Annotated in this window: 9 protein-coding genes and 1 pseudogene; 6 read left to right on the plus strand and 4 right to left on the minus strand. The window is 39.1% G+C overall.

Features of this window, described 5'->3' with window-relative positions; translation table 11 throughout:
- Positions 1-57 precede the first annotated feature (57 nt).
- The gene (locus BGP78_RS07830; protein ID WP_119860877.1) at positions 58-630 is read left to right on the plus strand and encodes a DJ-1/PfpI family protein; all 573 of its coding nucleotides are present in this window, start codon (positions 58-60) and stop codon (positions 628-630) included.
- Positions 631-670: 40 nt separating this feature from the next.
- Here the strand turns inward: BGP78_RS07830 and BGP78_RS07835 are convergent, their stop codons facing one another.
- Positions 671-4,087, minus strand: a complete 3,417-nt coding sequence (locus tag BGP78_RS07835) for an ATP-binding protein (protein ID WP_119860878.1) — start codon at positions 4,085-4,087, stop codon at positions 671-673.
- Between the two features lie 440 nt (positions 4,088-4,527).
- The gene (locus BGP78_RS07840; RefSeq protein WP_119860879.1) at positions 4,528-5,484 is read right to left on the minus strand and encodes a class I SAM-dependent methyltransferase; all 957 of its coding nucleotides are present in this window, start codon (positions 5,482-5,484) and stop codon (positions 4,528-4,530) included.
- Positions 5,485-6,003: 519 nt separating this feature from the next.
- Between BGP78_RS07840 and BGP78_RS07845 the strand changes: the two genes are divergently transcribed.
- The 4 genes from BGP78_RS07845 (at position 6,004) to BGP78_RS07860 (ending at position 9,820) form a co-directional block, all read left to right on the plus strand.
- The gene (locus BGP78_RS07845; protein WP_119860880.1) at positions 6,004-6,612 is read left to right on the plus strand and encodes a hypothetical protein; all 609 of its coding nucleotides are present in this window, start codon (positions 6,004-6,006) and stop codon (positions 6,610-6,612) included.
- A 122-nt stretch (positions 6,613-6,734) separates the two neighbouring features.
- Entirely contained in the window at positions 6,735-7,208 is a 474-nt protein-coding gene (locus tag BGP78_RS07850) for a membrane lipoprotein lipid attachment site-containing protein (protein WP_119860881.1), read from the plus strand.
- 1,053 nt (positions 7,209-8,261) lie between these two features.
- The gene (locus BGP78_RS07855; protein ID WP_119860882.1) at positions 8,262-9,236 is read left to right on the plus strand and encodes a transposase; all 975 of its coding nucleotides are present in this window, start codon (positions 8,262-8,264) and stop codon (positions 9,234-9,236) included.
- A gap of 242 nt (positions 9,237-9,478) precedes the next feature.
- Positions 9,479-9,820, plus strand: coding sequence for a hypothetical protein (locus tag BGP78_RS07860; RefSeq protein ID WP_147386069.1), 342 nt, complete (start codon positions 9,479-9,481; stop codon positions 9,818-9,820).
- A gap of 422 nt (positions 9,821-10,242) precedes the next feature.
- On the opposite strand, the gene BGP78_RS07865 is transcribed toward BGP78_RS07860, so the two are convergent.
- Positions 10,243-11,280, minus strand: a complete 1,038-nt coding sequence (locus tag BGP78_RS07865; protein WP_119860884.1) for an IS110 family transposase — start codon at positions 11,278-11,280, stop codon at positions 10,243-10,245.
- A 40-nt stretch (positions 11,281-11,320) separates the two neighbouring features.
- Positions 11,321-11,566: pseudogene (locus BGP78_RS07870) on the minus strand (integrase core domain-containing protein); the annotation flags it as partial.
- Between the two features lie 230 nt (positions 11,567-11,796).
- On the opposite strand from BGP78_RS07870, the gene BGP78_RS07875 reads away from it, so the two are divergent.
- Positions 11,797-12,771, plus strand: coding sequence for a transposase (locus BGP78_RS07875; RefSeq protein ID WP_119860885.1), 975 nt, complete (start codon positions 11,797-11,799; stop codon positions 12,769-12,771).
- Positions 12,772-13,400: the final 629 nt, after the last annotated feature.

A 13,400-nucleotide genomic window follows, 5' to 3' on the forward strand; every position in this document is an offset into this window, starting at 1 on the left:
AGTTGCAATTGAAGAGCGATTGGTGCAAGTTAGTAAAAAACCACTCTGGCCAGTGCAATGGAAATTGGTATTTTTATTTATAATAACGTCGAAGTACTCGATTTTTGCGGTCCTTTTGACGTTTTTTGCACAGCAAATCGTTTCACCAACCAACATATCAATGTCAGTCTTGTCGCCCCAACTCACTCCCCAGTAAAAACAAGAGGCGGACTGAGTGTAAACCCCCATTACAGTATTCATGGGCACCCTAAATTTGATCTATTGCTCGTCGCTGGCGGACAATATAAAGAAGTGATAAATAACCCAACGGTACTGCGTTGGCTAGCAGAAACAGCAAGGCATACTCCAGAATGTGCTTCTGTATGCACTGGGGTATTTATTTATGCTCAAGCGGGTATTATCGACGGTAAACAAGTTACGACTCACTGGAACGATATTCAAACCTTACAAACTCAGTTTCCACAGCTCCACGTCATTAAAGAAAAAAGGTTTGTAATCGACAATAACTTTATTAGTTCAGCGGGTATTACTGCTGGAATAGATATGAGTTTATCCATTATTCAATCCCGATTTGGCAAGCCTGTTGCCACCAAGGTAGCCCAATATATGGACTATAATACGCAGCTGTAATATTGGCGCTAAATTAACAAAATAGTCCAATCAAGAAAGACTAACTTGCTTGGACATGCTGCATGTCTTTAATGCACTCATTAACATAGGCAAGCTCTTTTTCCATCTTTTTATAAAGAGAGGTATATCGAGTTACACCTTGTTGTGCTAACGCAGATTCTTCCAATTCAGCAGCCAGTGAATAAAGCTTTTCAGCACCAATGTCTCCGGCTTGGCCGCGAATAGCATGGGCAATGTGTTTTGTTCTATCATGATCAGTGGATTCAATCGACGCATGCAAGTCCGTAAATTTGCTCGGTGCATCCGCGATAAATAACTCACAGATCATCGCGTATAACGCGCGATCTCCTTGCATACGATCTAATGCATCATCAATATTAAAAGAGTTTTCTTCTTCAGGTACAGCCAAGAGCGTCGCAGAATCATTTTCTAGCTCGTTATATTCAGATACTAAGCTGAAGTTTATTAATGTGCCAAACAAACTATCAGGATTTACGGGTTTGGTAATATAGTCATTCATTCCAATTGCGAAACAGCGCTCTCTTTCTCCTGACATAGTCCCTGCAGTCATCGCTATAATTGGGATCGCTTTATAGTGTTCTGTCCCTTTGCCTGCTCGAACCGCCTCAGTTGCTTCATAACCGTCCATCAATGGCATATTACAATCCATTAAGATTGCCATAATATCTAACGATTGCTCAGCTGCAATGTTGAGCTTCTCTAATAGGTCTATCCCAGATTTCGCCGTTAATACGTCGATACCTTGCGAGCTCAGCATGCCCTTCGCTACCTCTAAGTTTATCTGGTTATCATCTACCACCATCACAATTTTTCCGGATAAAGCACTATATTGCTCAGAGTGTTGGTTCGGTTGCTCATTTTCATCAACCAAGTCAAACATAATGTGTGTCTGTTCTTGATTAATAAGTGCAAGCACATCTAAATAACGTATCGGCTTTGCAATGCTACAAAGTATATTTTTAGGCAGCTCCCCCTGAAGCGCATCATAAAAAATACAACACCGTTGTTCCGCTTCTTCGCTCTGCAAATGTAAGTCTAAATGGCTACTGTCTGCATCAATAAGCCAATATTTTGCATCCATCTTGGTTGTTAACTCACCAGAAAAGCGCTCAACCAGCTTTTCTAGCAACTGAAAAAATTCACTTGAGGGACTTTCAATATATATTCTAGACCCTGATAACACAGGCATAATATGCAAAGGTTTCGCACTGCTTACCGGGTAAGGCAATCGCAGTGTAAATTCACTCCCTCGACTTTTAACTGATGAGAATGAAATGTCGCCTCCCATAAGTTTACACAGCTGTTTGCAAATAGATAACCCAAGCCCAGTCCCGCCATATTGACTCGTCACGTTGGCTGACTCTTGCGAAAATGCTTGGAATAACTTGTCATAATTACTTTTTGAAATTCCCACGCCGGTATCGCGAACACTTACTTCTAACCAAATATGTTCATTGTCAGTCACCGTTTTTGCAACAACATATACACCACCTTTGTCAGTAAATTTAATTGCATTGCTGAGCAAATTATATAAAACCTGTTTAAGTCGACTTGAGTCACCAAATAACCCTAAATATTCAACCTCCAATGCATCAAGCTGATAATCCAAACGCTTTTCGTGTGCTTTAACGCCAATGGAGGAAGTTACATGCTCTAATAGCGTGATTGGATCAAACAACTCACAGTCTAGTTCTAATTTACCCGCTTCTATTTTTGATAAATCGAGAATATCATTAATTAAGCTTGTTAATGTTTGAGCACTGGTCTTCATCATGCCTAAATAATTTTGCTGCTGTTTCGATACAGCCTCTCGGCTCACCAGATTCAGCGTACCTAATATTCCATTTAATGGTGTGCGCATCTCATGGCTAATACTAGAAATAAAAGAACTCTTAATATTAGATGCCTCTTCCGCTCGCTTTTTAGCATTCTGTAACTCTGCGGTGCGCTCAGCAACTTGTTGCTCTAAGTAAGCATTGTTATGTTTGATTTTTTCTTTGGCTTTATTTTGCGCTGTTATATCTGTGACAAATAAAGCAAACCCTTGCGAGCTTGCATCGCTGCCACGTATTGGCGATACGGTTAGCTCCAACGCAATGGCTCTTTCATCCTCTTGCGGCAAACTGATCTCAAGTGGTTTAACTGTATGATTTTGACTGACTAACTCTAAGGTATCAGTAAAATAATTGTCCGACACATAATGTTCTAAGGCATGATAACCCAAACCAATATTACGCTTTAGTTCAGGAAAAAACCTTTGCGCAGCACGGTTAAAACTGGTTATTTGTAACTTTGTATTAAAGCCAATTATCCCACCCGCAGCACCATCGATAATGTCAGCAAACTCAGACTGAGTCGCTATGAGTTTTTGTGAACTTTTGAAATAAAACCAAATAATGGCCAACACAGTGATAAAAATAATGCTAAAGACAAAGAGTAAGCCATAGGTGCTCACACGCTTCTCGAATAAAATTTCAGCATATTGGGCCACTGGCATCGTAGCGGCTATTTTTATCAGCCCATGTTGCGCACTGGAAGACGTTCTTAAAAAATCTTCTTTTACAATGAATTGTTGCTCAACATCTTTGTTCAAAGTCGTCAGAAGTAAATCCCCAGATAACCATGGAGCGTGAGAATATAGCGCCTGCCAAGTCATGTCAGAACTAAGATCTTTGGTGAAACGCATGGTTGTATTCGAATGATAAATAAAGTGCCCGCTTTGATTCAAAAGTAGCAATTGCAGCGCCGGGTCGATATCGCTATACAAATCCGTAAGCAATACGTCTGCGTTAAGGTTTAATACTAAAATTGAAAATAAAACATTGTCGTCATTGTATACAGGTAAAGCAAAGCGCAAGGTCGGCTCAATAGGATGTACTATTTTTCCTCTTTCTTTATTTAAATCGATTTCAGATACGTACAAACTGCGCTCATTGAGTTCAAGGGTCTCTAAAAAATACTCCTTACTTGCCTTATTTTGTAATTTTGCTTTGGGCTGCACTTTTACAACACCACCAAAGCGGTCAACGCGTACTAGCTCATCCCCCGTGCCACTATCAATCAGTCGTAACTGACGAATGTCAGTGTAGGTATGCATCATGGATTGAAATGTCGTATTTAATCGCTCTTTCCATAAGGCCAGCGACGTGCCATCAAGAGGGTCTATATTGCCATTCAGTTGCGCTCTAGAGATCCCTTGTATCGGCGGTGTTTCTAATAAAAAATATAAAAAATCACTATTATTTTGAATGTACTCAGATAAATGCTGCTTTTTATTTTCTAGCAACTCCGATAAAGAGTCATTAACGTTTACTTGTGCTTCACGTTGAATTTTTTGTTCAAAAAAGAAAAGCGATGCTACCAATGCGAAAGTAAGCATGACCAAAAGAAAGGGGATCGATAACTGTCTAACAAGCATAGTTACGCTCTTATGCATGGTGTTCCTTCAATACGCTTACGCGTCCTTGTTAACTTTGAATGTGTCATGCAAACAGCGTACTAACATGACTGTTCTTACACTTTAGAATAAATAGATCAATTTACAACTTAATCAGCAGAACATTTCCAATACAAAGTCATTAACTATGCCTTGTTGTGCCTAGAATAACCCCTTAATAGCCGAGTGTCTGACATAGGCTAAGTGTTATGTATTTTTTAAAAGTAACGTTAATTGGTTGACGAACAGAGGTTCAGAGATAAAACAAGGGTGGCGATACAGCAAGGGCAGCGATAAAAGCAACAATGGGTGACAAGCACCTTTGGCTGGCACCTATAGACCCGGCAAATTCCTTATTCCATCACATACTACCTGCAAGGAAAGCACTAGGAACAGGACATAGTAATGAAGGGGCCGACAATAACCCCTTCTGCACATAGTTAGAGATGAATGTCGCTATCGCTCTGTGAGTAGTTAAATAACAAGCTTTTCAATCCCCCCTCTGGATTAATATCTACAAAAGCAGAAGGGTTTTTCAAGCGTTCAATAAATTGCACATCAGGTGCTTGCGCTTGCATTTCGTCAATTAAAAATTGCGACTCTAAACTAGGGTCATTCACACAAGCCAAAACATGTGCGCCATCCTGGAGTAACTCAGGTAGCCGGCGTAATATTTTTTTATAATCCTTAGTTAAAGCAAAGCTCCCTTTTTGAAAGGTGGGCGGGTCAATAATGACTAAGTCATAGGGTCCAAACTTACGTAACTTACCCCATGATTTAAATAAATCATGGCCCAAAAACTTAACCTTATTGGTATCATGTTCATTAAGTCGGTGGTTTTCTCTGCCTTTACTCAGAGCCGCTTTTGCCATATCTAAATTTACAACTTGAGATGCGCCACCCGCAATGGCCGCTACCGAAAAGCCACAAGTATACGCAAATAAGTTCAACACATTTTTTTGCTGCGCATGCTCCATAACCCATTTTCGACCATTTTTCATATCGAGAAACAAGCCATTATTTTGCTTTTGGCCTAAATCCAGTAGAAACTTTAAGCCATTTTCAGTCACAACTTGAGTATGCGCAAGCGTACCAAATAATACGTCCATTGGTGCGCCCGCTCTACTTCGGTGATGCAGTAACACACTATGCACATTATTTTGCCATATTTCTAATTGAAGCCATTGCTCAACGTGTAAAGTTAATGCTGATAGAAAATCTTCGGAATGCTCTTTAAACAAAGAAATTAAAATCTGTCCATTTAACCAATCAATTGTGATCTGCTCTAGCCCTTCAAAGCATTGCCCTCGACCATGGAACAAGCGAAAAACTTCATCTCCAAAACTATCGATTTGGCGAACATGTTGGTCAAGCGTAACTAAAGCAGAGGGAGTCATATTTTTATACACATCATCTTAAATGCCGACATTGTACTGTGCTGATGAAAAAGTAAAAGCCAGATTGAGCAGAAATCGCGGGGAAAAACGCTCATGATTAAAAAAGAGACTATTCGGCTGAATAAGTCTTAATTTGAACTGTCTGATTCGATTAACAGGATTCAATCAAATCTGCCAGTTGTGTATGTGCCAAAAGCGAACCTTAATGGTTACACGTTTCTGCTCTAAAACGTGTTTAGTCGAATGCCTCAAAAGAATAGCGGCCGTCAGAAAATTATTTTTAAAGCACTGACCTTATGTCCAGTTGCTTTGTGTTTCTTCTATAGTCAAGAAAACGACCCATTGGGTCGTTTTTATCCTTTCCGTAATTTCTATAATGATTAAAAATATATCTGTAGCAACAAGTTAGTTAGTTAGTTAGTGTGATAGAACTGGTACAATGATAAAAATGACCCGTGGCTCGGTAGAAAAACGACCCAATGGGTCGATATTAAATTGTTATATTTTAAGGAAAGCTCGGTGTTGAAAAAGCTCAATTTTCTATTAGTTATAGTACTTCTTTCTGGTTGTAATAGTGATGCGAACGCAACTAAACAAAAGGAGTACTTTTTCTCACCAATTGGTTGGAAGTTTCATTTACCTGACTATTGGATCCCCCAGAAAGGCTCAAATATTGAAAAAACACTAGAAAAATACGGCGATAAATTACGTATTGATGATGCTCAAATGGAAAAATTTCGTAATCAGCAAGTTTTCATGATGGAAACAAGTAGTGGGTTTAATAAATTTACTTCTGAAGTTTCATCATTTTCAGGCTCAGAATTAGAATTCGAAAATGGAATTGCAGCATACAAAAATCAATTGATGTCACAATTGAAAGGAATTTCTCCAGAAGCAGAAATTAACGTTGGTGACGTAAATGAAATATCGATTGATGGTCAAAAATTTAGTGTGTTTGAAACAAAATTTAAATTCGTAAAAAGTAAAAACGATTATTTCTACATGCAAGTTTATATGGGTAATGTAAATAGTAATATATTATTAGCTAGCTACACTTGCATACATGGCTCAAGTGAATGTAAAACCGTAAAACAAGCATTTGAGAGTTCAACGTTTAAAAAAATATAACAAACGCTTCATGGTTCGCCAGCAAAGCTGACTAGGACAATAATACGCTGGGCTGCGCCCAAAGCGCGTATCATTGCCCCATAAGCGAAAAGTTATATTTATAAAGATACATCGGAGTTTTTGTGAAAAAAACATTAATTATACTTAGTGCCGTGGCTATGGTTTCAGCTTGTAAAACAACACCTATCAATCAGGCATCAGATTCGGAAGTTCAAAAGTATTTTCAAAATTTAGAAATAAAGCCACAAAATGGTTCTGTGAAGCATATTAAATTTGGGCAAATAAAAGCAACTGAAGAACCGTATGCTACAGAGTACAATGAATGTCAAAATGAAGCTTTTGCAGGGAAAGTTTTTACGTTCGGTACTGTTGAAGTAACAAACCCTAAGAAACTATCCCAATATTCTGACGATAGCTTAATTCGAGACTTAAAGTTTATTTTAGCTAAAAGAAAAGATGTGAGTATTAAACCAGTTTTTGATGATCCTCGATTTAAAAGTAACTTAGAGCAAATAAGAGAGTTAAAAAGAAAAACTCTTGAATGTGTGAAAAAAGCAGGTTGGTCATATTTATCTAACAAAGAAGTTAGTAAATAAATATAACAAACGCATCAACGCATGGACTAATAAAGCTTGGCTTGGTTCGTACCTCACCAATTTTAGCCAAGCTTTATTAGCCCGTTATGCGGGCGTTGGTATGACTCCCACTGTCAAGTTAAACACACTGATCCCTGCTTAACTTTAAGCCATAATCTCTCAACTCGAATTAGAGCGAGCTAATACATAGGATGAAGCAAGTGATTTCGTCGGTTTTCATGCTGATATTCGTTGGTTGCTCACTTTCGTGAGCAGAGCAGACCTTACTTAGTTCGACGTGGCACCTGTCTTCAGTCTATGTTCGTGGTTCAATGCTGCGTTTGCAGCATTGCTATCCTAACGCCGTCGGTAGTTGTGCCACACCCGATGCTTGACCCAATGCATTAACTCTAATTCGTTCATTTTAAGCTGGTACGCGTGCTAAACGTAATCTTGGATTAACGGGTATCAATACGAACATTTTAGAAGACACCCAACGTAAATTGATTGTGACACGATGACCAGCATTAACTTTTGAATAAATGTCACTTATTGATAAAAGGAAAAAGTCTGAAGCAGCGTCATCTTCTCCACATTGGCCTTGTTAAGTATGCAAAATCGGGGTCTTACGATTTAGCGAAAGGGTTAATTCAAGTGAAGAGACCATGAAATTAGCACAAACGAGTTAGCAGCAGAGCTTGCTGAATTAAATCAACGCGTTAACCGGCTTAAGTGTTCGAGCTATGAAAATGCGTGCGCGATGAAAATATCATTGATAAATCAGCGAAAATTAGCTCTAATGGCAGGATAAAACGTACTGAGTAATGCAGGGATGGCTTAATCACGAAAGATAAGCCGATAAAATAGGCTCGAGACAAGTTACGCCACTAAAAGCAAATTCCCATAGCATAAATAACACCAACTCTGACACACCGAGCAGGTAGCGGCTCAGTCCAACAAGCGATTATGCAGCACAAACAACGCACAATTTTAACTGACACCCACCCCAAATTGACTGTTTTTCATTCATTACTTATCTTTTAAATTCAGCTTAAAAGATAGGTGTTTTACCTCATGGCTACAGCACGGAAAAGGCAAGTGAGTTTAACTGATACCAAATACTACCATTGTATTTCACTGTGCGTTCGTCGTGCGTATTTGTGTGGTGAAGATAAGGTAACAGGGCAATCGTATGAACATAGAAGAGGTTGGATAGAAGCAAAGCTACTTGAACTTGCCAAAGTGTTTTGTATTGATGTGTGTGCGTATGCGGTGATGAGTAATCATACGCATACTGTACTTTATGTAGATGATATAAAAGCTAAAAGATTGAGTGAAAAAGCGATTATTATCAGATGGCATAAGCTATTTAAAGGCACCAGACTGTCTCATAAGTACCTTCAGGGTGAAAGGTTAGACTCAGCGCAGCAATACTTTTTAAATAAAGACATTGAACAATTTAGAGAGCGCTTATCGAGTATCAGTTGGTTTATGCGGGTACTGAATGAAAGCATTGCCCGAAAAGCGAATAAAGAAGATGGTTGTACGGGTCGATTCTGGGAAGGCCGTTTTAAATCACAAGCTTTACTTGATGAAGCGGCACTGGCGGCCTGTATGGCGTATGTTGATTTAAACCCAATTAGAGCCAAAATGGCTGACACACCCGAAACGTCAGACTACACGAGTGTTAAAACACGCTGTGAACATGCCAAAGAGGGCAAACAACCTAAACACTTAGCACGTTTTGCAGGTAGCCCCCGAAAGCACATGCCAAAAGGTTTACCCTTTGAATTAAAGTCCTATTTAGAATTAGTCGAGCTAACAGGCAGATGCATGCGAGTAGATAAACGAGGCGCTATAAGCCCAATCAACTCTTCAATTTTAGATAGACTCAACATAGCCCCAGAAAACTGGTTAAAACTCACCACCCAATTTACCAAAGTATTTCATGGCGCAGTAGGGCGGCCTCACAAGCTTGATAATTATTGCGCGAGTCTAGAAATAAAACGGCGAGCTAATTACAAGCAGTGTGAAAAGTTACTGGCTTGATTTTGGCTATCAAGGTAATCTCTAGATAACTAATACACCATGGTTTGGCGGGTTGGCCGTGCCTTATCGCTGGGGATGAGTTAAGTATTCTCTATTTTTGAGCTTATAGCACATGTGGTTAATTCAATTTTATTAACTAGACGATATTTCAGATTGAACATTGCCTGTTCATTTGCACTCATTTTTAAGTGGATGTCAGTTATCAGTTTGTTGAATTCGGGAATGTAATTAGAGAGATTAAATTGAGAACGAAAGTTGATAGAGCTTTAACGATGTGTTTGTTGGCATATGGCATACCTATTACCTTAATAGGTATGGAAGAATGGGGGCTCGGTTTTCTTGGTACTGCGGCATTTTTGTTGACATATATGCTAACTACCACAGCTAAAACCTTAAGAAAGTCGATTAAAATACTAGATCCTTTTGTTTTTCTAAGTTATATAATTAATTTTACTGGATGTTGGCTTGTAGCCTTCAAAGGCTACGATGACAGTGTAAGTATTTGGATATATGTGGCTGTTTTTATTATGGGGTTTCCTGTATTTAAACAAGTACAACGCCATTTCGAGCAGGAATTAAATTAATTAACGATATTTAACACACTATTTAACAAGACACCAATGAGATTTTAACTGACATATATGGACACTCCCGGTATGTCAAACAAAATAACTCTGGCGGGGTAGAATAAACTACCTCGTTTTTTCATTTCTTCGCTGCCACTGTTTGACGTTTGACCCATTTGCAATAAAGCGTTGCTCTGACATATATCCGGGCTTAACTGTTATTTCAGTGCCCCTAATGAGCTTCGAGCCTATACACCCTAATTTGAATACACCCAACCGGTTTATATACCGTGCCTTTGCCGGGTTTTGTATAGGCAGGCTAGGCCTTTTTTCATCTAACTGTAGCGAACAATGATAGGCGATTGGCAAGTGCTCTCAACACCCACGCGGGTTAAGTTACCCTTGTCATTTACGAGCTGCCTGCCAATCTAACTTGGTGTTTAAGCATTACCTTGAACCTGGTTGCATGAACGTATCGGGCGGTAATATTCATTTTTTTGAAGTAATATCCACATTAACCTTGCCAGACGATGTGCCATTGCAACCGCTGCTTTATTTACCCCACGCCTTTGCTTGATGGCAGTGACCCATAGGTTCAGGTCATCGTCTTTTTTATGTGCGTGGTTTACAACAGTTCGAGCACCATGAATAAGTTGCTTTCTGAGGTATTTATCTCCACGTTTAGTAATTGTGCCCAAACGATTTGTTTCTCCAGACGCATATTGCCTAGGCGTAAGGCCAAGCCAGACGCTAAAGTCTTTCGCACTTTTAAATGCTTGGCCTTTATCGATGCTGGCGCTGAACGCGGAGGCAATGATAGGGCCAATCCCTGGAATGGATTGCATAATTTCTGCACTGGTGTTGTGGGTGTTAGTTTGTTGAAACAAGGTATCCATGAGTTTAATTTTTTTATCATAGCTTTCTAACTCTTGTTGCACCTCTAACAACATGAGGCGAATAACAGGCTGAACATCTTGTGATAAAAGTTCATGAATATGCTTTTTGAATACAGAGTATGCTTTGGGAATGTGGAACCCAAATTCAAGAAGTAGACTTCGAGTTTGATTTATACAAGCTGTGCGAGTACCGAGTAGCCTTTCTCGTATTCTATGTAAACAAAGTACGGCTTGTTGCTGTTCACTTTTAACGGGAACAAAGCGAATGCTAGGCCTTCTACTCGCTTCATATATTGCCAAACAATCATTCTTATCATTTTTGTTACCACGTACAAATGGGGTGACATGTTGTGCAGGAATTAAATTAACTTGATGACCAGAATTTAAACATGCTCTGCCCCAGTAGTGAGAGGACGAACAAGCCTCCATAACGACTTCACAAGGCGGTAAATTAAGGATTATTTTATGGAGTTTTACTCTAGAAACCCGCTTTGAGAAACAAGGTTTTCCGTGTTCATCAATTCCAAGAAGTTGAAATACATTTTTTGCTAAATCGATGCTTAATATACTAACGTTATTCATGATGGATGCTCCTACTAACTATCGTTATAAACTGTTGTGGTCAACTAATTCCGGACAGTGAATTAAGTTTTTCTTCTGCTACTGCAGGGGCTTTCATATCATTATGACTATGCGGCCTGCTCCAGTTGTAATAGTTCATCAAATAAAAGCTAATATCTTGCTCTGCTTCCTTAAATGAGTTGTAGCCCGTACTTGGAACCCATTCTGTTTTGAGGCTTCTGAATACGCGCTCCATCGGGGAATTATCCCAACAATTACCTCTGCGGCTCATGCTTTGTGTTATTTGAGGAACATTTTAGAAGACACCCAACGTAAATTGATTGTGACCCGATGACCAGCATTAACATTTTGAATAAATGTCACTTATTGATATAAAGAAAAAGTCTGAAGCAGCGTCATATTCTCCACATTGGCCTTGTTAAGTAAAGAAATTTAGAAGACACCCACCCAAAATTGACGATTTTTCATTCATTGCCTATCTTTTAAATTCAGCTTAAAAGATAGGCGTTTTACCTCATGGCAACAGCACGAAAAAGACAAGTGAGTTTAGCTGACACCAAATACTACCATTGTATTTCACGGTGCGTTCGTCGTGCATATTTGTGTGGTGAAGATAAAGTAACAGGGCAATCGTATGAACATAGAAGAGGCTGGATAGAGGATAAACTGCTGGAACTTGCCAAAGTATTTTGTATTGATGTGTGTGCGTATGCGGTGATGAGTAATCATACTCACACTGTACTTTATGTAGATGATATAAAAGCTAAAAGACTGAGTGATAAAGCGGTTATTATCAGGTGGCATAAGCTGTTTAAAGGTACCATACTGTCTCACAAGTACCTTCAAGGTGAGCGATTAGACTCAGCGCAGCAATACTTTTTAAATAAAGACATTGAACAATTTAGAGAACGTTTAGCAAGTATCAGTTGGTTCATGCGGGTACTGAATGAAAGCATAGCCCGAAAAGCGAATAAAGAAGATGGTTGTACGGGTCGATTCTGGGAAGGCCGTTTTAAATCACAAGCTTTACTTGATGAAGCGGCACTGGCGGCCTGTATGGCGTATGTTGATTTAAACCCAATTAGAGCCAAAATGGCTGACACGCCAGAAACCTCAGAGTACACAAGCGTTAAAACACGCTGTGAACATGCCACAGAAGGCAAACAACCTAAACACTTAGCACGTTTTGCAGGCAGCACCAGAAAACACATTCCCAAAGGTATACCGTTTGAATTAAAGTCGTACTTAGAGCTGGTAGAGCTAACAGGCAGATGTATGCGAGCAGATAAGCGAGGCGCTATAAGCCCAATCAGCTCCCCAATTTTAGACAGACTTAACATAGCCCCAGAAAACTGGTTAAAACTCACCTCACAATTTACCAAAGTATTTCATGGCGCAGTAGGGCGACCTCAAAAGCTTGATAATTATTGCGCGAGTCTAGAAATAAAACGGCGAGCTAATTATAAGCAGTGTGAAAAGTTACTGGCTTAATTATTATACCATCAAGCTAATCTCTATATAATCAACACGCCATAGCTTGGTGGCTTAGCCGTACCTTATTACTGGGCATGAGTTCAGTTTTTCTCTATTTTGGAGCTTATAGTACATGTAGTTAATTTAGTTTTATTAACTTGATGATATCTCAGGTGAATATTGCCTGCTTATTGGTTTTATTTTTTTGAATGGGTGTCACTGTTTCTCTTGAATTTACCTGTAGAGAAAAAACTATGGAGCAATATCACTAGATATCTTGTGTTTCCTATTAAATACCTTCTTTTGGGTTTGGGGGAATTTTTTAAACCAGCATCAATTTGGGCTTTTATGGCGTTTGCTTTTCTTCTAATCGGTTCAATTATTATGAAAAAATTAGAAGTCGCTCCAGAATTTTCTTTAATATTGATGAACGTATGTATATATCTTCCTATGGTTTTAGTTCTTTGTGCTGTTCCTAGTACATACGTAAATTACGGTGTTAAAGACGTACATATTCAGGGCAAGAGCATGAAAAGACATTATAAATTCAAGACCTTTTCAAGGTAATCTGTACTGCGCATCGCTTTCTTTTGCTTTGCGGGCATACCTTTCTTAAAGCTCGTTTCAGCTTTTAGGTGATTAAAAGC

Origin of the sequence: Pseudoalteromonas sp. MSK9-3 (genome assembly GCF_003590335.1) — a bacterium.
In the GTDB taxonomy this organism is placed as follows: domain Bacteria; phylum Pseudomonadota; class Gammaproteobacteria; order Enterobacterales; family Alteromonadaceae; genus Pseudoalteromonas.